Origin of the sequence: Thermosynechococcus sp. PKX95 (assembly GCF_031583295.1) — a bacterium.
Classification (GTDB): Bacteria; Cyanobacteriota; Cyanobacteriia; order Thermosynechococcales; family Thermosynechococcaceae; genus Thermosynechococcus.
Genome location: NZ_CP134171.1, coordinates 658397 through 680603, shown reverse-complemented (window position 1 = coordinate 680603; position 22207 = coordinate 658397). Strand labels below are relative to the sequence as shown.

19 protein-coding genes, 1 tRNA gene and 1 pseudogene are annotated in these 22207 nt (G+C 52.3%); 9 read left to right on the top strand and 12 right to left on the bottom strand.

The features are described from left to right. Positions 1-49: 49 nt before the first annotated feature. Positions 50-919, top strand: coding sequence for an S-methyl-5'-thioadenosine phosphorylase (locus tag RHH81_RS03100; RefSeq protein ID WP_310438016.1), 870 nt, complete (start codon positions 50-52; stop codon positions 917-919). On the opposite strand, the gene RHH81_RS03095 is transcribed toward RHH81_RS03100, so the two are convergent. From RHH81_RS03095 to RHH81_RS03075, 5 genes are all read right to left on the bottom strand, one after another. Further along, a complete protein-coding gene (locus RHH81_RS03095; RefSeq protein ID WP_310743369.1) occupies positions 916-4968 on the bottom strand; it encodes a GAF domain-containing protein in 4053 nt (1350 codons plus the stop codon). The two genes, RHH81_RS03100 and RHH81_RS03095, sit on opposite strands and share 4 nt — an antisense overlap. Positions 4969-5167: 199 nt before the next feature. Beyond that, entirely contained in the window at positions 5168-5506 is a 339-nt protein-coding gene (petJ, locus tag RHH81_RS03090; RefSeq protein ID WP_302678817.1) for a cytochrome c6 PetJ, read from the bottom strand. Positions 5507-5605: 99 nt separating this feature from the next. Then, complete coding sequence (psbV2, locus tag RHH81_RS03085) at positions 5606-6133, bottom strand: photosystem II cytochrome PsbV2 (RefSeq protein ID WP_206201023.1); 528 nt, start codon at positions 6131-6133, stop codon at positions 5606-5608. A gap of 29 nt (positions 6134-6162) precedes the next feature. Beyond that, complete coding sequence (gene psbV, locus RHH81_RS03080; protein WP_310743368.1) at positions 6163-6654, bottom strand: photosystem II cytochrome c-550; 492 nt, start codon at positions 6652-6654, stop codon at positions 6163-6165. 21 nt (positions 6655-6675) lie between these two features. Then, the gene (locus tag RHH81_RS03075; protein ID WP_206201021.1) at positions 6676-6882 is read right to left on the bottom strand and encodes a translation initiation factor IF-2; all 207 of its coding nucleotides are present in this window, start codon (positions 6880-6882) and stop codon (positions 6676-6678) included. Between the two features lie 143 nt (positions 6883-7025). Between RHH81_RS03075 and RHH81_RS03070 the strand changes: the two genes are divergently transcribed. From RHH81_RS03070 to RHH81_RS03050, 5 genes are all read left to right on the top strand, one after another. Continuing rightward, positions 7026-8315 carry a glucose-1-phosphate adenylyltransferase gene (locus RHH81_RS03070; protein WP_206201020.1) on the top strand — a complete coding sequence of 430 codons (1290 nt, stop codon included), beginning with the start codon at positions 7026-7028 and terminating at the stop codon, positions 8313-8315. Positions 8316-8508: 193 nt separating this feature from the next. Next, positions 8509-9693, top strand: coding sequence for an NAD(P)H-quinone oxidoreductase subunit H (locus RHH81_RS03065; protein WP_149820368.1), 1185 nt, complete (start codon positions 8509-8511; stop codon positions 9691-9693). A 29-nt stretch (positions 9694-9722) separates the two neighbouring features. Continuing rightward, positions 9723-10307 carry a peroxiredoxin family protein gene (locus RHH81_RS03060; protein WP_206201019.1) on the top strand — a complete coding sequence of 195 codons (585 nt, stop codon included), beginning with the start codon at positions 9723-9725 and terminating at the stop codon, positions 10305-10307. Between the two features lie 38 nt (positions 10308-10345). Then, a tRNA-Arg gene (locus tag RHH81_RS03055) sits at positions 10346-10419 on the top strand. 51 nt (positions 10420-10470) lie between these two features. After that, on the top strand, positions 10471-11859 hold the full coding sequence (locus tag RHH81_RS03050) for a GTP-binding protein (protein WP_310743367.1): 1389 nt from the start codon (positions 10471-10473) through the stop codon (positions 11857-11859). 1 nt (position 11860) lies between these two features. Here RHH81_RS03050 and RHH81_RS03045 read toward each other — a convergent pair whose 3' ends face one another. The 5 genes and pseudogenes from RHH81_RS03045 to RHH81_RS03025 form a co-directional block, all read right to left on the bottom strand. Beyond that, entirely contained in the window at positions 11861-14149 is a 2289-nt protein-coding gene (locus tag RHH81_RS03045) for a hypothetical protein (RefSeq protein WP_310453255.1), read from the bottom strand. A gap of 186 nt (positions 14150-14335) precedes the next feature. Next, positions 14336-14954: pseudogene (locus tag RHH81_RS03040) on the bottom strand (transposase). A 186-nt stretch (positions 14955-15140) separates the two neighbouring features. Then, positions 15141-16400 carry an FGGY-family carbohydrate kinase gene (locus RHH81_RS03035; protein ID WP_310453254.1) on the bottom strand — a complete coding sequence of 420 codons (1260 nt, stop codon included), beginning with the start codon at positions 16398-16400 and terminating at the stop codon, positions 15141-15143. Positions 16401-16415: 15 nt separating this feature from the next. Further along, a complete protein-coding gene (locus RHH81_RS03030; RefSeq protein WP_206201016.1) occupies positions 16416-16898 on the bottom strand; it encodes a CRR6 family NdhI maturation factor in 483 nt (160 codons plus the stop codon). Between the two features lie 29 nt (positions 16899-16927). Beyond that, entirely contained in the window at positions 16928-17170 is a 243-nt protein-coding gene (locus RHH81_RS03025) for a NifU family protein (protein WP_206201015.1), read from the bottom strand. A gap of 183 nt (positions 17171-17353) precedes the next feature. On the opposite strand from RHH81_RS03025, the gene efp reads away from it, so the two are divergent. The 3 genes from efp to ilvB all read left to right on the top strand — a co-directional run bounded on the left by efp (position 17354) and on the right by ilvB (position 20387). Next, a complete protein-coding gene (gene efp, locus RHH81_RS03020) occupies positions 17354-17911 on the top strand; it encodes an elongation factor P (protein ID WP_149820380.1) in 558 nt (185 codons plus the stop codon). An 11-nt stretch (positions 17912-17922) separates the two neighbouring features. After that, positions 17923-18402 (top strand): acetyl-CoA carboxylase biotin carboxyl carrier protein, encoded by a 480-nt coding sequence (accB, locus tag RHH81_RS03015; protein ID WP_206201594.1) that lies wholly within the window; start codon positions 17923-17925, stop codon positions 18400-18402. A 176-nt stretch (positions 18403-18578) separates the two neighbouring features. Beyond that, on the top strand, positions 18579-20387 hold the full coding sequence (ilvB, locus tag RHH81_RS03010; RefSeq protein WP_310743365.1) for a biosynthetic-type acetolactate synthase large subunit: 1809 nt from the start codon (positions 18579-18581) through the stop codon (positions 20385-20387). Here ilvB and RHH81_RS03005 read toward each other — a convergent pair. Both RHH81_RS03005 and RHH81_RS03000 read right to left on the bottom strand, forming a co-directional pair. Then, on the bottom strand, positions 20384-21553 hold the full coding sequence (locus tag RHH81_RS03005) for a family 10 glycosylhydrolase (protein ID WP_310743364.1): 1170 nt from the start codon (positions 21551-21553) through the stop codon (positions 20384-20386). The two genes, ilvB and RHH81_RS03005, sit on opposite strands and share 4 nt — an antisense overlap. Before the next feature lie 3 nt (positions 21554-21556). Then, positions 21557-22204, bottom strand: a complete 648-nt coding sequence (locus tag RHH81_RS03000) for an ABC transporter ATP-binding protein (RefSeq protein ID WP_310743363.1) — start codon at positions 22202-22204, stop codon at positions 21557-21559. Positions 22205-22207 lie beyond the last annotated feature (3 nt).

The following is a 22207-nucleotide window of genomic DNA, read 5'->3' as shown; positions in this document are numbered from 1 at the left end:
TGGGGCAACTAGTGCTAAGCTATTGCCGATTGGTGTTTTAGGAATCTCCATGACTGCAAAAATTGGCATTATTGGCGGTAGTGGTCTCTACAAGATGGAGGCCCTCACCGATGTCGAAGAGGTACGTCTGACTACGCCCTTTGGTGATCCTTCCGATGCCTTTATTTGCGGCAAGATTGCTGGGGTTCCAGTCGTCTTTTTGGCACGTCATGGCCGCGATCACCATCTACTGCCGACGGAGATTCCCTTTCGTGCCAACATCTATGGCTTCAAATCCCTTGGGGTCGAGTACCTGCTTTCTGCGTCTGCGGTGGGTTCCCTACAGGAACAGGTGAAACCCCTTGATATGGTGGTGCCCGATCAGTTTATTGACCGTACCCGTAACCGCATTTCCACATTCTTTGGGGATGGCATTGTGGCGCACATTGGCTTTGCCGATCCGGTGTGTCCTGCCCTTGCTGGCGTTCTCGCGGATGCAATCGCCGATCTCAACCTGCCCGATGTCACTCTGCACCGCCAAGGTACCTATGTGTGTATGGAAGGGCCTGCCTTCTCGACACTTGCGGAGTCGAATCTCTACCGCTCTTGGGGCGGAACGGTGATTGGTATGACCAACCTACCAGAGGCCAAATTAGCTCGCGAAGCGGAGATTGCCTACGCAACCTTGGCTCTGGTGACTGACTACGATTGCTGGCACCCAGAACACGACTCCGTTACTGTGGAGATGATTGTGACCAACCTGCAGCGCAATGTCAAAAATGCCCAAGCGATTATCTGTGAAACCGTCAAACGCCTCCATGCCAATCCACCAGCCTCTAAAGCCCACCGTGCCTTAAAGAATGCCATTCTCACTCCCCTTGACAAGGTACCCGCAGCCACCAAGGAGAAACTGCATCTGCTCTTGGCTAAGTATCTCTAGGTCATAGACTCTGCTGTATTCTGATCACCCTCAAAGCTGATCTGCTCACACAGTTGCGGATAGGTGGTCTTGGGACTGAGGCAGCGACAGCGGTTGAGGGCCGCGGCAAGGGCTTCAATTTTAATCGGTTTACTGATGTAGTCATCCATCCCCGCCGCAAAGCAGCGTTCGCGATCGCCAGCTAGGGCATTTGCCGTCATGGCAATAATCCAAGGACGCTGGCTGGGAGGCCATTGGGCACAGATGCGTTCGGTGGTCTCGAGGCCATCCATCTTTGGCATTTGCACATCCATCAGCACCACATCGTAGGGGCGCTGTTGCAGTGCTTCAAGCACCTCGAGGCCATTGGCCGCCACATCGGCACGGTAGCCCATCCGCTTGAGAATATGCAGTGCCACCTTTTGGTTAACAGCATTATCCTCGGCAAGGAGGATACGCAGCGGAAAGCGACTGCCCAAGTTGGGATCAATGCCTGTTTTTGTCAGGGCAGGTTGAGTTGCAGATTCACTGCTAAGGGTCTTAATTAGGGTTTGCCGTAGGGTGAGAGGGCGAATGGGTTTGGGGACGTGGGCTGTGATCAACTCCTTGCGACTAGCGGTTTCCAGCCAACTCAGGGGTGTGAGCAAAATAATCGGCTGTTGATTGAAGTGCGGCTCTGATTGCAACCGCTCTGCTAACTGAAGCCCAGTCATCTCGGGCATATTCAAATCAATTACTGCCAAATCCCACTGGGGAGCGGCCTCTAGAACCAGTTGGGGATTGCCATACCCGATAGGCACCATCCCCCAGTTTTGCAGTAATGTGCAGAGATTCTCACGGCTAGCGGCATTGTCATCAACAACGAGGACACGCTTGCCCTCCAAAGCCGGATGAAGCGTTGGCGGTACATAGGGTTTTTGCCCCTCAGCGAGGATCGTAAAGGTAAAGGTTGTACCTTGACCTTCAGTACTCTCAACGGACATATCGCCGCCCATTAGCTCACAGAGGCGTTTGCTAATGACTAGCCCTAGGCCTGTGCCGCCATACTCGCGCGTCGTCGAGGCATCCACTTGACTAAAGGGCTTGAAGAGCCGATCCAAGCGATCGCTAGGAATGCCAATGCCCGTATCCTGAACTTGAAATTGGAGAAAATCCTTGCCCTCGTGCTTGACCGCGCTCACATGGACGACGACTTGGCCTTCGTGGGTAAACTTAATGCCATTGCCCACTAGGTTAACGAGGATCTGCCGTAGCCGGGTCACGTCCCCTTTAACTTGGGCAGGGGTTTCGGGGGTACAGGTGTAAAGTAACTCTAACTCCTTCTCCTCGGCTTTGCTGGCCAATAGGCTCAGGACATCCTCCACGCACTCACGCACATCAAAGGGCTGCTGCTCTAGCACCAGTTTGCCCGATTCAATTTTCGAGAAGTCAAGAATGTCGTTAATAATTGTCAGGAGTGCCTCGCCGGCTTGGTGTAGAGTTTGCAAAAAGTCCCGCTGCTGCTCATTGAGGGGCGTATCCAAGAGCAAATTCGTAAAGCCCAAAACCGCATTCATGGGGGTGCGGATCTCATGGCTCATGGTGGCCAAAAACTCACTCTTGGCTCGGTTGGCCAGTTCTGCTTGCAGGCGGGCTTGTTCGAGTTCTTGGTTTTGCTGAGCCAATAATTGGCGCTGCTGCTGTTCATGGCGCAGGAGTTCCGCTTGGGCGATCGCAATCCCCACTTGCGCGGCCACTGCTTCCAGAAGTTCAATCTCATCGGGAGTCCACTGCCGCTGGCGATCGCACTGATGCAGGCCAATAATGCCATTGGGTACGCCTTTATAGGAGGTGCGAATAGCCAGCATTGACTGGATTTGAAATTGATGACACAGCTCAATGGCACTGCCAAGTAGGGGCTCTTGAGTCACATCGTGGGAAACAACGGCGGCATCACTCCTGATAACCTCCAAGGCGTGGGGGTTGTTTTCCACGGGCACACTGACCCCCCTCATTGAGGGGTAGCCCGGTTGCAGGTATTCAGCCACATCGGGAATACGCGGCGGTGGCCCCGGCTCGTAGCGATGAATTAAACAGCGACTGACCCCAAAGGCCTGACCAATTTGGGTGACGGTTGTTTCAAACACCCTTTCCGTATCGAGGCTCTGGCGAATCTGTTCGGTAATTTGATTCAAGAGTAATGCCCGCTGCATTTGCTGTTGCAGTTGCTGACGTTGGCGGGTTTCCTGTTCCAAAAGTTGTACTTGGGCAAGGCCAATCCCCACCTGTGCCGCCACACTCTTGAGCAAACTTTTAATGGCCGCCGTCCACCGCCGCTGGCGATCGCACTGGTGCAAAATGAGCAAACCATTCGCTTGATTGCGATAGGCCGTGCGCACAATCACCGCAGATTTCACACTCAGGGCTTCGCAGTACTCATGAAGTGAGGTTAGACGACTGTCTGTTGCCACATCCTCGCAGCTAAACACCTCATCGGAGGCAAAAACCGATTCCAAAAACGGTCCCCGCATCTGGCTCAAATCGAGAGGGCATTCCTTGACGGAAGACACCCCCGGCGCACAATACTCTGCCACCAATTCCATCGGCGAAGGGGCATTCTCCTGATAGACAAATAAGAGGCAACGACTGACATTGAGGGTTGCTCCCACCTGCTGCACTGCTGTACGACAGATGTGTTCCCGTTCAATTTGCTGGCGAATTTCCTCAGTAATGCGATTGAGCAGGAGCGTGCGCTTCACCTGCTGCTGTAAAAACAGCTGTGCCCGCTGCCGTTCGGTGACATCACTTTGAATGCCAATGTAGTGGGTAATTTCGCCAAACTCGTTATAAATCGGGGAGATGGCCAGTTCATTCCAGAAGGGTTGGCCGTTTTTGCGGTAGTTGCGCAGCACCACCCGGCAGGATTGGCCTTTTTTAATGGCATTACGAATGGCTTCAGCCCCCGGTTGATGGCGATCGCGCCCCTGCAAAAAGCGGCAATTTTTGCCAATCACCTCCGCTGCTCGGTATCCTGTCATCCGCTCAAAGGCGGGGTTCACATAGATAATTGGATTATCGGGTTGGCGGTAGTCGGTAATCACAATGCCATTAGTACTGGCAATGATCGCTCGCTCCCGCAGTCGCAGCTCTGCCTCAATTTGCTTCTTGTCGGTAATATCAACCGCTAACTCCAAAAAGCCAATCAGTTGCTCTTGGCTATCATGAATCGGGGTGACTGACAGAGACACAGGGAAGTGAGAGCCATCCCGCCGTACAAATGTCCACTCCTGCTCATCGGCCAAGCCCCGCCGCGCCCGAGCCACGAGAGTCTCAAACCCCGCAGGAATGGGTTCTCCCAATTGCGCACTGAGGATCTGGGCATAGCGCTCCACCTCTTGAGGATCATGGAAACGTTCTGGCGTTGCTTTACCCACCAGTTCTGAGGCAGAATATCCTAGCCATTCCTCAGCAGCTCGATTCAGCAGCGTGATAATGCCATCGGTACGGGTGGCAATGATGGCGTGATTACTACTATTGAAGACCGCCTCTTGGAGGCTGCTCATCTGCTGAATGTAGGCCAGTTGTTGCTGGGTAACCTCTAAGTGATGGCGGATTTCCAGTTCACTAATGACTTGGCGAGCAAGGGTGCGCAGGGTTTGCTGTTGAACGGGGTTTAGCTCACGCGGCTTATAGTCCACTACGCAGAGGGTACCAATGCCATAGCCATCAGGCGTCATCAAGGGCATCCCCGCATAGAAGCGGATATAGGGCGGCCCTGTAACAACGGGATTATCGGCAAAGCGGGGATCCAGCCGAGCATCCGGCACAATGACGAGTTCTGGTTGCAGGATAACGTGAGCACAAAAGGCAACATCCCTAGGGGTTTCACAGGCATCAATGCCTACTTTGGCTTTAAACCACTGCCGTTGACGATCAACAAGACTAATGAGGGCAATCGGCGCTTCGCAAATTGCCGCCGCCAAGTTGGTAATTTCATCAAAGATCGGTTCCGGAGGCGTATCTAAGACTCGATACTGCTCAAGGGCACGTTGCCGTTCCGGTTCATTTGCTGGCAATGGGGCAGCAGGCATAGCCCAAGTGTACCGCCTTTTTGTAGGAGCAAGTCTTTCATCATTATATGAATTGCACTGGTTCTAGAGAGGATTCCCTAGGGGATGCAGAACACAACATCTATCTTTGCAGGACTTGGAGGGCAGTCACAGAATAAAAAAAGGATGTAGCACCTACGCCTACACCCTTCATCAATCGTTTTTTCAGACGGTGGCAATCTTAGCCTGCCCAACCCTTGGCGGCTTGATCGAGCACGTAGGCAGCCACATCTTGAATTTGTTCATCGGTGAGACGACCAGCAAAAGCGGGCATGGCATTTTTGCCGTGCTGCACTTGGTAGATAATGGCATCCTCGGAGTACATGCCAAATTGCTCAAGGGCTTCTTTTTTCAGGGTTTTGTTGGCCATCACCACATTGCCACCCCCCATGTGACAGGCTGCACAGTTGCCGCTAAAGACTTTGGCACCATTGGCTAAATCTGCTGCAAAGGCCGCAGGGGTGAGGCTGACAAACAGCGCGATCGCGATCGCGCAAACACGAATGAATAGCTTTTTCAACGGAGTTCTCCTTTCATGGAATGCGTCAGGGTATGGATAAAGCCCCAAAAATCAAGGGGTGCAAGGTTCACCAAAGGTCAGTGTAGCAAAGTTCCCAACCTAGGGGACACTGTCCGGAAAGCTTTCTACGCCCCAACCGGGCGCCACGGCTGCCGCTCGCAAAATAAAGGCAGCTAAGGTCTCAAGCTGTTCCGTGGTCAACCAGTCCTCACTCACGCGGCGGCAGGAATAACTCTCTTCGCTGCCATCGTACGATCTCGGCGATCGCTGGAAGGCCACCAGACTGGTAATTGTATCCCGTGGGGGGGTGGCTCCCTTGAGATCCTTCAGGGAGAGGGAGACCAACGGATTGGGGAGTGTACTGCCGCCAACGTGGCAGTTTTTGCAGTTTTCCTCAAAGAGCCGTTTCCCACGGGTCAAGTCCACGGCTGTAAAGGTTTTGGTCTCACCGCCGTCATTGAGGGGCAGTTCCACCGTATCTGTGACCTTCAGGTATTGGATCACATAGTTATCTACCCCAGAGGCCGCCAGCGCCGTTGCCGGGGCGATCGCCCAGCCCAGCAGCAAGAACAGTAGGCCACTGCAGAGCCAGACAACAGGCCGAAGCCGAGAGTGAGGTTGGTGCATGAGTTGGGAAGATCCTTCTTGAGTTGTGACTAGTAGTAAATTTTACCGCCTCCCCATTTATCCCCAAGAATCTTGGGTTCGACGAGGATGTGACCGGCGATCGCCACCAGATCTTTTTCGTTCAAATTCCGCATTTTGGGAAAAATGTCGGCACTGCGCAGACTGGGGTGCACCTCAGCAATTTCTTGCTCACCATCGTAGGTGGTGGGGTTTTTCATATAGTCCACCAAGCTTTCGATGTTATCCCGTGGCGGTGTGGCCAAAGCCAAGGTTTCAGTGCGCAAATCCAAATTGGGGTTGGTTTTGGTGATCCCCCCCACATGGCAGGAGGCGCAAGCATACTGGAAGAGACGCTTACCCTCAACGTATTGCTTTTCCGTCAGGGTAATGGTTTTTCCTTCACTGTTGAGGGGAACGGTCAGGACGTCAGGGGTCAGTTCAGCGGCCAGTGCTGTACCTAGGGTCAGTTGCCAGAGGCAGAGGCAAAGGGCGACCGCAAGCCAAATGGATTTTCTTAACATAGTTCTCCCAATAAGCAGGTCTTACGAGTGCGGTGATGTGTCCCGTTGATCGGTCGGTGTAGCAGAGTCCGTCAAAGCCAAAATGATTGCTTTGGCATCTTCAAGGGGCAGGCGCGTTTGCGGACTGGTATAGCGAATACCCAAGCGATCGCACAACCCACAGACGGTTTCGACCGAGACGCCGTAGTCCGCTGCCAAATCAGCGATCGCAATATCCACAAATCCCATGCTGCTACTCTCCGCTTGGGATCAACGACCAAGTATCATTATCATGCCATTGCGCGGCTTCTTTACCAAAAAGCGTCCCCTTCGCAAAGAGAAGTGCCACCACAGCGTACACTGTTGATGTGGCCGTTCAGATGGAGTTTTCAATGAAACGAGTCTTGGCGATTATCCTTGGGGGCGGTGCCGGCACACGTCTCTATCCCTTGACCAAGCGTCGAGCCAAGCCTGCGGTTCCCCTTGCTGGAAAATATCGCCTCATTGATATTCCTGTGAGCAATTGCATCAACTCCGAAATCAATAACATTTACGTCCTTACCCAATTCAACTCGGCCTCCCTCAACCGTCATATTGCTCGTACCTATACCTTCCCCGGCTTGACGGGCGGCTTTGTCGAAGTGTTAGCAGCGCAACAAACCCCAGAAAATCCCAACTGGTTTCAGGGCACTGCCGATGCGGTGCGTCAATACCTGTGGCTGTTAGCCGATTGGGACGTGGATGAATACCTGATTCTTTCAGGAGATCACCTCTACCGCATGGACTATCGCCTTTTTGTGCAGCGCCATCGCGAAACGGGCGCCGATATTACCCTCTCCGTCTTGCCCGTCGATGAAAAAGCCGCCTCTGGCTTTGGCTTGATTAAGGTAGATGGCACAGGGCGAGTTATTGAATTCCGCGAAAAACCCAGCGGTGATGCCCTACGGGATATGCGCGTGGACACAACCCGCTATGGCCTTAGTGCCGAGGAAGCCCATTGCAAACCCTACATTGCCTCAATGGGGATTTATGTCTTTAAGCGGCAAGTGCTGATTGATCTGCTGCAACAGATGGCCGATGCCACCGACTTTGGCAAGGAAATCATTCCCGCTGCGGCCCGTTCTCATCTTGTCCAAACCTACGTCTTTAATGGCTACTGGGAAGATATTGGCACGATTGGATCCTTCTACGAGGCTAACCTTGCCCTCACCCAACAACCCCAACCGCCCTTTAGCTTCTACGACGAAAACGCCCCCATCTACACCCGTCCCCGCTATTTGCCCCCCAGTAAGATTCTCAGTTCCACCATCACAGAGTCGATCATTAGCGAGGGCTGCATTCTTAAGGAATGCCAAGTTCACCGTTCCGTTTTGGGGGTGCGATCGCGCGTAGAATCCGGTTGTGTCATTGATCATTCCCTGCTGATGGGCGCCGACTACTACCAAGACTCGGCGCAGCGCAGCCAGCTCCTGTTGCAACATAAAATTCCCATCGGCATTGGTGCCAACAGTGTCATTCGCGGGGCAATTGTCGATAAAAATGCCTGCATTGGCCATGATGTCAAAATCATCAACAAAGACCATGTTGAAGAATCCAACCGTGAGGATCAAGGATTTTATATCCGCAGCGGGGTGGTGGTGATTATCAAAAATGCCGTGATCCCCGATGGCACCGTTATCTAAGCCATAAGCAAATTTGAATTGGCAAGCGGGGAAAACCTGTGTAGCATATCAAAAGAACAGCCCTTTTCACAGATGGAACAGGCTTAAAACCGCGAAAGCCACTATGGGAGGAAATTGCACTTCCTTCATGTATGCCACATTTTAGAAAAGGGCTGTAAAGTAAGCGTCCAACCCTCTAGCGGAACTGCCATCTATGCCCACGATAGAGACTCGCACAGAACCCATGGTCATCAACATGGGGCCGCACCATCCCTCAATGCACGGGGTTTTGCGGTTAATGGTGACCCTTGATGGCGAAGATGTCATTGACTGCGAGCCGGTGATTGGCTACCTCCATCGCGGCATGGAGAAAATTGCTGAAAACCGCACCAACATTATGTTCATCCCCTACGTCAGTCGTTGGGACTACGCCGCCGGGATGTTTAACGAAGCGGTTACCGTCAACGCTCCCGAAAAGTTGGCTGGTATTCCTGTGCCCAAACGCGCCAGCTATATCCGCGTGATCATGCTGGAGTTGAACCGCATTGCCAATCACCTGCTGTGGTTAGGCCCCTTCTTGGCGGATGTCGGTGCCCAGACGCCCTTTTTCTACATCTTCCGTGAGCGGGAATACATCTACGATCTCTTTGAAGCTGCCACAGGCATGCGCTTCATCAACAACAACTACTTCCGCATGGGGGGAGTGGCCGCCGACCTCACCTATGGCTGGGTAACCAAGTGCCGCGACTTTTGCGATTACTTCCTGCCCAAAGTGGATGAGTACGAGCGCCTGATCACCAACAACCCCATCTTTGTGCGCCGCTTACAGGGGGTGGGCAAAATTAGCCGTGAGGATGCCATCAACTGGGGGCTATCGGGGCCGATGCTCCGTGCCTCTGGGGTGAAGTGGGATCTGCGCAAGGTGGATCACTACGAGTGCTATGACGACTTTGACTGGGATGTACCCGTGGCCACCGAAGGTGATTGCCTTGCCCGCTACATTGTCCGTATTCAAGAAATGCGCGAATCGGTGAAAATCATTCGCCAAGCCTTGGATGGTTTGCCCGGTGGTCCTTATGAAAACCTCGAAGCCAAGCGGATGCTCGAGGGTGCCAAGTCAGAGTGGAATGGCTTTGACTACCAATACATCGGCAAGAAGCTGGCTCCCACCTTCAAAATTCCCAAAGGCGAACACTATGTGCGGGTTGAATCGGGGAAAGGGGAGCTAGGGATTTACCTGATTGGGGATGATAATGTCTTCCCTTGGCGCTGGAAGATTCGTCCACCGGATTTCAATAACCTGCAAGTCCTGCCCCAGTTGCTGAAGGGGATGAAAGTGGCGGATATTGTTGCTATCCTTGGCAGTATCGATGTGATTATGGGATCTGTTGATCGCTAGGAAAATGTTGAGCCACCAGCGAGGGCGCCATGGCTGTTCAATTACCGTTTTTTACCTCCACCAACTTCAGTGGCCTCTTTAATGAGCGGTTTTGGCAGAATGCGTGGCCACTGCCGCCCCAAAATCAACTACAGCGGGGTGCACTAGTGCCTGATGGGGAGCTACCCGGCGTAGGGCTAACCGTGCCCGTGCGCCTCTCAACGGTGTGGCAAGAGCAGCCGCTCCTACTGGTGTTTACTCGTATCTTTACGGAGCATCAATACTGTCCGCTGTGCTACCCCTATCTCAAGGCCTTGAATGAACACTATGAAACATTCCAAGGCAAGGGAGTAGCCGTTCTTGTGATCACCAGTACCGATGCCCAGCAAAGTCAAAAGGTCAAGGACGATATGGGCTTGAAGATGCCCCTGCTCTATGACCCCAGTTGCCAAGTCTTTCGCAAATACCGCACGGGTCAAGCCTTGGGGGCACCACTGCCCGCACAGTTTCTCATTGATCAGGAAGGTAAGCTGCGCTACAAGCATCTCTTCTCGTTTTTAGAACCCAATGCTCCCCTAGAGCGCTTGTTTCAGGAAATTGATGCCCTGAGGGCAACAGTGGCGACAGCAGCTTAGGGGCGATCAAAACTCGCTAGGATAGAAGGTATCTCTTTGGGGCTGTAGCTCAGTCGGATAGAGCGAGCGCCTCCTAAGCGCTAGGTCGTGCGTTCAAATCGCACCAGTCCCGTTCTTGCCCTTAGAATAAAAAGCAAATCTTTGTAACGTCAGTGTTGCATCTGTGATAGAGCGATCGCCAGCGAATTCTCTGCTGAAGGAACTTCAAGGCACGATTGATGACCTTGAGGCCTACCAAAGCGCCCGCAGCTACGAAGCGGCCAAAAGTGCCCTTGAAAAACTCCTGTTCGAGTGCAAAGCGACTGGCAGCGAAAAAGCCTCCCTCGCCCGCGCGATCGCTGACCTCGAAGCAATGCTCGACAAGCTCCACTATGGTGTCGTGCAAATTGCCGTCTTTGGTATGGTGGGGCGGGGAAAGTCCTCCCTACTAAATGCGCTGCTAGGGGAACCCTACTTTGCGACTGGGCCGATTCATGGCGTCACTCAAGAAGAAGCCAGTGCCCTGTGGCAAATTTCGGAAGCTCAGCGTGGCAATCCCATCCGCCTCATTGATACACCGGGGTTAGACGAAGTCAATGGCGCCGCACGGGAGCAACTAGCACGAGAGGTAGCGGCTCAAGCGGATTTGATTCTCTTTGTCATTGCTGGCGACTTGACCCGTCTGGAATACCAAGCCCTCAGTGAGTTGCGGCAGGCGGGCAAGCCGATGATTCTGGTCTTTAACAAAGTGGATCAGTATCCAGAGGCGGATCGCGAGGCCATCTATAACAAAATCCGCGATGAGCGCGTCAAAGAACTCCTCTCCCCCGAAGAGATTGTCATGGTAGCAGCAGCGCCCCTTGTCCCCCAAGTGAACCGCGATCGCCAAGGACGAGTACAGGTGAAAATGACCGTCGGTGCTCCCCAAGTGGAACCCCTGAAGCAAAAGATCTTGGAGGTGCTCAATCGCGAAGGGAAGGCCCTGATTGCCCTGAACTCAATGCTTTTTGCCAATAAAGTCAGTGAAGAATTAGCCCGCTACAAGCTGGAACTGCGGGATCAGGAGGCCAACCAACTGATTTGGAAAGGAGCTGTCGCCAAGGCGCTGGCGATCGCCCTCAACCCTGTTACCGTGCTCGATATGGTCAGCAGTGCCGTCATTGACTTGACCACGATTCAACTACTCTCGCTCCTCTACGGCATTGAACTCACAGAAGCAGGCGCCAAGGAGCTATTACAAACAATCGCCCTCGCCATGGGCAGCATCAGTTTAGGGGAATTTGCTGTCAACTTAGGACTCAGTTCCCTCAAGGGACTGTTGGGATTAGCTACGCCCATGAGTGGCGGCATTGCCCTTGGCCCTTACCTCTCAGTCGCCATGACCCAAGCGGGGATTGCTGGCTTTGCCTCCTATACGATGGGGCAAGTAGCCAAAACCTACTTTGCCAACGGCGCAGGCTGGGGAACTGCTGGGCCGAAAACCGTAGTGCAACAAATCCTCAGCCAGTTGGATCAGCGCCATATCCTCAATCGGCTGAAGTCAGAAATTCAGGCTCATTTGAATTTAGCTTAGTCTAGTGTTTAGTGCATTCTTGCAAGCGTTTGGTGGCTGCTCGCTTTACTTCTGCGTGAATATCCTGACTGAGAGCCTGCAAAAGATGGCTAGGGCATTGGGGGTTATTCACTATGGCTAATCGCACTTGCCAGTCTTGGTCATTAGCCAAAGTCTCTAGCAGGTGGGATAAGAATCCTACTCGTTCTGCGATTGCTCGCCTTACCTGACTTTCCTTATCTTGGGTAAGAGTAGCTAAAATTTGAGGAGGACACTTCGGGTTTTTCACTACAAGTTCGCGCACAACCACATCTGGATGTTTAGCAAAAGAGCATAAAATCTGCTCAGAACACTCCGGATTGCTAATGACTGCTCGCCAAACTTCACGACAGCTATCTTGGGCTAGGGCTAACAAAATGTTGGCAGGACAATCGAGTCGCTTAGCTACTGCTGCTCGAACATGGGCATCCTGATCTACCGCTAGCTTCTCTATGAGTGATAAGGGACAATTCAAACTGCTAGCAACTGCTTGGCGCACGTGCCAATTAGTATTCTGAGATAAACCCTCAAGAAGAGAGGGGGGACAATTGGTATGATGAGCAACTGCCAAATACAAGCTCAGCTTCTCATCGTCAGTCAGAATCTGAAATGGATGGGGGGTAGATACATTTCCACTCGCTATCACTGTATCTAAAGGCTGATGCGCACCTTTAACTAATACCTCTAAAAGATTGGGAGGGCAATTCGGATTTTGAATAGCGGCTAAGCGTACTCTAGCAGAGGTATCAGCGGCTAATATCTCTAGGACAGAAGGTGAACAATTCAGGTGCCGAGCAATAGTCTTGCGGACAAACCAAGAGTCACTCGTCTGAGCACCTATAGCCAATGTCTGCGGTGGACAGTCTGGGCGCTGGACAACAGCTAGTTGAACGTTAATGTCTTTATCTTGAATAAGAGTGTGTAGCACTTCAGACCAAAAGGGCAGGGTTCTGACTACCTGTAACCGCATCCTTTGATCTGGATCTTTCGCTAATGTTCTCACCAAAGCCTCAGACCATCCCTTGGAACTTTTAATCACCCAATTGGCTACTTTTTCTTTGAGAAAAAATGGTAACCACCTTAAAAAAGAATAGATGTATTTCTGTAGAAACCGATCCAAAAGAATAGTTTTTTCCTGATTGAGCATCGCTTCCCAAAGCTGATGAGGACACTGTGGATTCCTTGACACCTCTAACCATAAAAACCGTTCTCTTGCTAGAATTTCTATAGCAGTAGAAGGGCAGTTTACATTTTCAGCAACTGCTTGTCGTACTTGCCAACAAATATCTTGGGAAAGTCTTTCTAACAAATGTGCTGGACAGTCAGATCGCTGTGCAATAGACTGACGCACTTCACTGCTCTTATCTTGGGCAAGCGTCTCTAGAAGATAAGAAAGACATTGAGGATGACTAGCAGTAGCCTGACGCACTTGCCATGAGCTGTCCTTGGCTAGATTCTCTAAAACAGATAGGGGACATTTGGGATGTTTGGCAATAGCTTGACGCACTCTCCAATGTTGATCCTTTCCTAGCTCCTCAATAATCCAAAGAGGACAATATCTGCACCCAGCAAGCAACCGTTTTACAAAGAGAGAAAAACCCAGTAAACTTAAGTGTCTGTTTAGTATTTGGTGAAGAATAAAAACTCGTCTGTCATGTTCAAAAGTCTGCTTCAGGCTAAGGGGGCATTGAGCATTTCGAGCGACAGCTATACGTACCTGCCAGTACTGATCCTTAACAAGCTGAGCTAGGATAGTTTCGGGACAGTTGGGATGGGCGGCAACAGTGGCTCGTACTTGCCAGTAGTCATCCTGTGCTAGCTGCTCAAGGGAAGAAGAGGTAAGTTTTTGCAGATTGCTAGCAGCAGCCTGCCGCACTTGATAGTATTGATCTTGAGCAAGGCGGTTGAGAATGGCGGGGGGACATTGAGGATGAGCTGCGACCTGCTGACGCACCTGAAAATAGCTATCCATTGCCAGTGTTTCAAGACAGATTTGAGGGCAATTAGGATTGGCAGCAACTGCTCGTCGGACTCGCCATTCAGTATCTTTAGCCAAGGTTTCCAAGAGTAAAGGTGAACATTCCGGATTTGTTGCTGCTGCTTGACGCACTTGCCAGTGAGTATCTCTAGCTAGGGTCTCTTGAAGGAATATAGGGCAATCATGCTGGTGAACAATCCAGCGTTTGAGGAAGCTAGGTATAAAAACAGATTCGAGGTGGGTAGCAGTAAACTCAAACAGAATTTTTCTGCGCATAGCTTCTAGGAAAGACATGATCTTCAGAACATAGGAGTTCTACTTTTTTTGAGGATAGACGATCCTTTGTCACTATCGCAAAGTCTGATACAGCTCTTTTGACAAGGATAGAAGACACACAAAACCGCACAAGTCACCCTAGAAGAGGATGACATTCATTTTATGTGCTCAACTTTTATAGTAATTCCAATAAAGAATGAGACATCATCCAGCACAATACTTGCGAATCACTTCATCAATCGAACTGTTTGACCCTGCATACATCCGCGCTCGCTTCAGCGCACTGAAGTCGTGCTCAATCACATTCAAATCAGGAGAGTATTTCGGTAAAAATAACACCTCGTGACCCGCCGCTTTCACCACTGCCTGAATCGCCCCTTGGGGATGAATCGGTGCATTATCCATCATCAACAACGACGGTCTCTTTAACGTCGGCAAACAGTACTGACTCAGCCAACTCACAAACCCTAACGCATTCAAATATCCTGAAAACAGCATTGGGGCGATGAAGTCTTTCTGGTATCTATACCGTCCTGCGACTCAACTCTCTCTTTTCTGACGCCTCCCCACTCACTCTCCATCAATTCGTTGGCCTCGCGCTGACCACCCATACTCAGACTCCACTCGATCGCTGGGCACGGTCGATTAAACGGTCATCGGGATGGGTAGCAACATCCGCTGCTAAGGCCGCCCAATCCAGTTTCCAAGGACGACGGGGGACAACCGTGGGCGCTAAGTCCTTTCGCTTCAGCCAGCGATGGATGGTGGCGCGACTGACCTGAAAAATTTGAGTTGCTTCACTGATTTTGCCACCTTGCTTGATATAGGAGACAACCCGCTCTCGTCAGTCCAAGCTATAGCTCATATTCTTGAGTAACATTCATGACGCTTTGAGTATAACCTATCCTTCTTGAAAATATCTCATCTCCTTTCGAAATGGCTATATGTATCCAATCTTTGTCAAATAATTAAGAAAAGGGTTGTAATTTATCAAAAAACAAACATAACTTTATGATTGAGCGAGACGAGCTGTTCCATAGGCGGCCTCTGTTTGAGGTGAAACGGCCACGGGAACCCCTAGGTATTGCTGGCGGAGGGCTAACCATGCGGGATTACGGGCACCGCCCCCAGCCGTCCAGACCCGTTTCAAGGGCGAGGCACCCAGACGTTGTAATTGTTGATAGCCTTGGGCTTCAATGCGGCTGAGACTTTCGAGAAGTCCCTGCAAAAAGAGGCGAGGGTCGTCGGGTCGGGGTTCTAGGCGCGGTTCAAGATGCGGATCGTTGATGGGAAAGCGCTCACCCCGCTTGAGCAGAGGATAGTAGTCCAACCCCGTGGGTTGATTGACATCTATTTGGGCGCTGAGGCGCTCTAGTTCCGCTGGGGTAAAAAACTGGGCTAAAATTGCGGCGCCACAGTTGGAGGCACCCCCCACAAGCCAGCGATCGCCTACGGCGCGCGAGCTGCGATCGCCCAAGCGATGACTGTAGATACCTGCTGCCAAATCCTCTACCCTAGAGGCACTCAAGAGCTTGAGCACAAGGGTTGACCCCAAAGATGTCACCGCCTCACCCACCTCCGAGGCACCACTCGCTAAAAAGGCGGCAATGCTATCGGTGGTACCGGCACACACCTCACACTCTAAAGACAAGCCTAAATCGGTGGCTGTGACCTTTCCCAGAACTGTACCGGGGGGAATGACCTTAGGGAGCAGGGGCTGCAAGGACGCAAGCGTGGGGTGGCTGAACCAGTCGGGGTAAGCTTCCTTTGCCGGGTCATAGCCCAACTTCAGGGCATTGTGCCAGTCGGAAATGCCCAGTTGACCATGGAGCAAAAAGGCCAGCCAATCCGCTTGGTGTACCAAAACAGCGTTGACCGTGGGGTAGTGGGTCTGGAGCCACAACAGCTTAACGAGACTACTGGTGGCACTCAGGACTAGGTGATCCGTGGTTAAAATCTGCCGCAGCGTTTGAACCTGATCTTGGGCGCGATCGTCGTTGTAGAGGAGAACGGGTGAGCAGGGCTGCCCCTGAGCATCACAGAGGAAAACGGTGCTAGAGGTGGCATCAATAGCAATCCGCTGAATTTGCTGACGGATAGCGCTTGGAATATCTAAAATCAACGCCCGCAGAGTTGCCGCCCATTCTTGGGGGCGATCGGGCTGGTGCAACGGACGACGGGCAGTGGCGAGAATCTTGCCTTCAGGATCGATGGCGATCGCCCGCGCTCCCGAGGTACCAAAATCAATCCCCAGTGCGATGACCGCCATAGCGCTAGGGAGCCTTCAAAACTCAAGGAGGTCAAAAAGAGCCGTATCTAGCTCATAGCCAAACATCGCTGCCATGCCTTTAATTTTTTCAGCAGCAGGATAGCCCTGTCCCTGAAGCCATTGCCAAAGGGTAAAGACCTTGGCCATCACAAAGATATCAAGGGCTTGGGGGTTAAAGATAATGCCCTGCTGCGGATGAAATTCGTGGGGCACCAGCATTGCCCCATAGCGCACCAACTCACCTGCTGACCAATCCAGTAAATAGGGCAACCATGGGTAGCAGACATCAGCACGAATGAACCACAGGCGCACAGCTGGCAATTCCGAAAGCTCTAGATCAGGTTCATCCGCTGGCCGAGGATAATCAATAAGAAAACGCAGCGCTTGGTGATGCTCTAAAAGCCGCCGCTCTGCAATCAGAGGAGCAAGGACTTGTTGCAGGGGAGATAAATCGAGACGATCAATCTGATCTGGCGTTAACTGGATCGCGATCGCCACGTTCTATCTCTCCCCAGCAGCCAGCGAGATTAAAGCACCTGTTGGACTTCAGCAATCTCTGGAATCGCTTCTTTTAACTTGCGCTCAATACCCATGCGCAGTGTCATCGTCGAACTGGGACAAGCACCACAGGCACCCTGTAAGCGCAGCCGTACCACCGGCCCTTCGATTTCCACCAATTCCACATTACCGCCATCGGCCATCAGGTAAGGACGGAGCTCATCAAGGACTTTTTCGACGTTTTCTTGACTGAGTTCAAGGGTTGCAGCCATTGTTAGTGTCCTTGGATCATGAATGAGATTAACAGCTTCAGTTTATCATCCCCATGGGCGATCGCCCTTTGGGAATTGCAAGGGATGGCAATGGATCTGACTCTAGGGAAATCTGCTGAACAATGTTTAGGAAGGGCAACGCTCAAGGATACAATAATAGCTTGGTGAACTGCACGGTAGGACATGATTTCCAGTAATGATTTTCGCCCCGGTGTAAGTATTGAGCTGGATGGTGCCGTCTGGCGAGTCGTCGAATTTTTGCACGTCAAACCCGGTAAAGGCTCAGCCTTTGTGCGCACAAAATTGAAGAATGTGCAAACGGGCAACGTGATTGAGCGCACCTTCCGCGCCGGCGAGACCGTTCCCCAAGCCACCCTTGAAAAACGCACCATGCAGCATACCTACAAAGATGGCGAAGACTATGTCTTTATGGACATGGAAAGCTATGAAGAGGCTCGCCTCACGCCCGCACAAATGGGCGATCGCGCCAAGTATCTCAAAGAAGGCATGGAAGTCAATATTGTCAAATGGGGTGAGCAAGTCCTTGAGGTGGAGCTACCCAACTCCGTTGTTTTAGAAGTGGTGCAAACCGATCCGGGGGTTAAAGGGGATACTGCCACTGGTGGATCGAAACCCGCCATTGTCGAAACCGGTGCCCAAGTCATGGTACCGTTATTTATCTCCGTAGGCGAGCGGATTCGCATTGATACTCGCTCAGATACGTATCTTGGCCGCGAATAGGAGTAATGGGTGTGGAGCTTGACCTCAACCAAGTACGCGAACTGCTACTAATGTTTGACCAAACCAGCGTCACCGAACTCAACCTTAAGAGTGGCGAACTGGAACTTCAACTCCGCAAGCGTGAGCAGATCAGTGGCAGCGCCCCCGTGGTTGTGGCTCCAGCTCCTGCATCAACCGTCACGCCCACCCCTGTGCCCCCTCCAGCCGTTACCCCCGATCCGGAACCAACGCCACCTCCCGCCAACCGTAAAACCGTGGATATTGTGGCGCCAATGGTAGGTACCTTTTATCGTGCCCCTGCTCCCGATGAACCCCCTTTTGTCGAAGTGGGCGATACAGTCAAAAAAGGCCAAGTGGTTTGCATCATTGAAGCCATGAAGCTGATGAATGAAATTGAAGCCGAAGTTAATGGCCAAGTGGTGGAAATTTTGGTGCAAAATGCTGAACCAATTGAGTATGGCCAAACCTTAATGCGCATTTTACCTAACTAAATCAACAGCGTTCTTTCAGCAAGGAGAGGCAGCTACTAATTGCAAAGATATGTTAAGCATTGAGGAGTTTAAGGCCAAGAATTCAATGCTTTCAAGCCTTTGCGCTCTTGCCGAGACCCTAATTGAAAAATTAGAATTTAGAAACATCTACCACCACTGCCTGACGAGGTTGGCCTGTGCAAGCAACTGGAGCATACATTCTTATTGATACCCTATGCCGTCACGGCGTTAAGCATATTTTTGGCTATCCTGGTGGCGCAATCTTACCGATTTATGATGAACTGTACCGTGCTGAGTCAAAGGGAATCATTCAGCACATTCTGGTACGCCACGAACAGGGGGCAGCCCATGCCGCTGACGGCTACGCTCGTGCCACAGGTCAAGTGGGGGTGTGTTTTGGTACTTCAGGGCCGGGGGCGACGAACTTAGTGACAGGCATTGCCACAGCCCACATGGATTCCATTCCGCTGCTGGTAATTACCGGTCAGGTGCCTCGCTCCGCCATTGGTACCGATGCCTTTCAGGAAACGGATATCTTTGGCATTACGCTGCCGATTGTCAAGCACTCCTACGTCGTGCGCGAAGCCAAGGACATGGCACGGATTGTTGCTGAAGCCATTTACATTGCCACCACCGGTCGGCCAGGGCCTGTGCTTGTGGATATTCCCAAGGATGTCGGCCTAGAAGTCTGTGAGTATGAACCGATCGAGCCGGGGCAAGTCAAGCTAAGGGGCTATCGTCCCACGATTCGCGGCAATGTCCGCCAAATTGCCCAAGCGGTTCAACTGATTCGTGAGGCCAAGCGACCCTTGCTCTATGTGGGCGGCGGTGCAATTACAGCGGGTGCTCACGAGGAGGTGCTCAGGTTAGCCGAGCTATTCCAGATTCCGGTGACAACAACCCTGATGGGCAAGGGGGCGTTTTCTGAGTCCCATCCCCTCTCCGTGGGTATGTTGGGGATGCATGGCACCGCCTATGCCAACTTTGCCGTCAGTGAGTGTGATCTATTGATTGCCGTGGGGGCGCGGTTTGACGATCGCGTGACCGGTAAGCTGGATGAGTTTGCCTCCCGCGCTAAGGTGATTCACATTGACATTGATCCTGCCGAGGTGGGCAAAAACCGCGTGCCTGATGTGCCGATTGTTGGCAGCGTTAAACCCGTGCTCCAGCAACTCCTCAAGCACATTGAAGACAGTGGTGAAGCCGTTGAACCCAAGACCCAAGCGTGGCTCGAGCGCATCAAGGTCTGGAAAGAGGACTATCCCCTTGTCGTGCCGCAGCCCAGTGGTGAACTCTCACCCCAAGAGGTGATTGTTGCCTTTGGCCGCCATGCGCCTGATGCCTACTACACGACTGATGTGGGTCAGCACCAGATGTGGGCAGCGCAATTCCTGAAAAATGGCCCTCGGCGTTGGATCTCCAGTGCTGGCTTGGGCACGATGGGCTTTGGCATGCCCGCAGCAATGGGGGTGAAGGTGGCACTACCCGATCAACAGGTGATCTGTATTAGTGGCGATGCCAGTTTTCAAATGAATTCCCAAGAGTTGGCCACATTGGCTCAGTACGGTATTGCTGTCAAGACGGTGATTATTAACAATTTTTGGCAGGGAATGGTGCGCCAGTGGCAGCAAGCCTTTTACGAGGAGCGTTATTCCCATTCCAATATGGCCAAGGGGATGCCCGATTTTGTGAAATTGGCGGAGGCCTACGGGGTTAAGGGGTTGCGGGTGAGCGATCGCCACGATTTGGATGCAATTGTCCAAGAGGTTTTGGCCTACGATGGCCCCGTGCTACTGGATGCCCATGTCACCCGCGATGAAAATTGCTACCCGATGGTGGCCCCCGGCAAGGCCAACTCCCAAATGCTGGGGCTGCCGGAACGGAAGGTGCTGGAAAAGGCTGCCGAATTGATCTACTGCGCCAACTGTGGGGCAAAGACAATTTCGACCCATCGCTTTTGTCCAGAGTGCGGCAGTAAGCTCTAGGGAGTTGGACAGGCTTGAGCAAACAATCGCCTTGGCAGGGGCTGGCGAAAATGGAAGCGAAGTGTATTTTGGCGGCGATCGCGCGGTTCAGGACCACGCCCCCATAACGTCTCAAAGGAGAAAAAGGACACCCCTAACCCTGATCGCAGCGCGGCTTCTACCTTAGCATCCACCAGTTCGATGGGCACAGGGTTGGTACGTAGCCCTGTAAGGACACCAACGGCGGTGGGAATTTTGGCTTGGGCGTGGAGCATCTCCGGCTGAGTCAACTGCTGTACAAAGCTGGCAAGATTGTAGCGATAGACTTGTACAATCACTTCATCGAGGAGTCCGAGGGCGACCCACTGCGGCCAATCTTGGAGAAATGTCTGGTAGGCGGTGGGCAATGTGGTCGGTGAGACGGAAAAAATGGCATTGGGAAATTCTTGTTTGACCTGCTGCCGCAACGTTTGCACAAAGGCGGTGAGTTTGTCGGCACGCCAGCGCATCCAGTCTGGATCACGGGGATTATCGGGAACGGGCTTTTGGGTTTCCTGCTGATAGAGGGCACGGGTATAGGTATCGTAGCCAAACTCCACGGGCAGGCTGAGGTGGTCATCAAACTGTACACCATCCACTGGATACTGCCGCAGCACCTCAAGGACAATACTAGTGAGAAAGGCTTGTACCTGCGGATGAAAGGGATTGAGCCACGCCACTTCCCCGGCCGCCGTTAAGCGAGTGGTTTGACCATTGACCCCTTGGGTAAGCCAGTCTGGATGGCCAAGGGCGAGTTCTGAGGTTTCTGGCACCATGAAGCCAAATTCAAACCAAGGAATGACCAAGAGATTACGGCAGTGCGCCTGCTGGGTGAGTTCTCCGAGAATGTCGTAGTCTTGGATTCCCCGCAGGACAAAGGGCTGAATGCCCAGATTCCTAGCCGTGGCACTGGGGAAACTGACATAGCCAGAGTTCCAGACAACGGGGTAGAGGGTGTTGAAGTTCAGGCGCTGTAAATCATTGAGGGTTGCCTCTAACCGCGGGCGATCGCGCAGGATCGGTAAATCATTGGTTGTCAGCCAGACGCCGCGAATCAGCGTTGAGTTTTGTGCCTGTACTGGCCAAATCGTCCAACACAAACTCCAACAGAAGAGAAAAAATAACAGCCAAACGCGACGATGCAGCATAGGTTACAACGCCAGTGGACGGAGATGTCCTGACTCTAGGAGAAAAATCTGAGTACAGACTCTGCGTAAAAATGCAGGGTCATGACTGACGATGAGACCGGGGGTGGTATCCGCCTGCAAAAACTCGATCAACGTGCCACAACTTCGCTGATCCAAAAAGGCCGTGGGTTCATCATAGAGAATCAACTGGGGCTGCATGGCTAAAATGCCCGCGATCGCCACCATGCGTTGTTCGCCTCCCGACAGTTGATGGGGCATGCGATTGGCCAAGTGACTGGTTCCTGTCTTGGCCAAGGCTTGGTCAACTCGCTGCTGCACTTCTGCGGTCGGACAGCCCAAGTTTTCAGGGCCAAAGGCGACATCCTCGGCCACGGTAGCCCCAATTAACTGATCCGCTGGATGTTGCAGCACGACCCCCACCGCCGGTTGAAACTGTCCAGCCACCACTGACTGTCCCAAGCAGGTGATCGTTCCCCGCTGTGGCGCAAGAACAGCCGCACAGAGCAGCAGGAGTGTGGTTTTGCCAGAACCATTGTCCCCCATGATGCCTAGGCGATCGCTCCCCTGCACCGTGAGATCAATCCCTTGGAGTAGTGAGGGGGTTGCCCCATAGCCAAAATGGAGATCCCTGATTTCCAGCAGGGCAGTCACAGT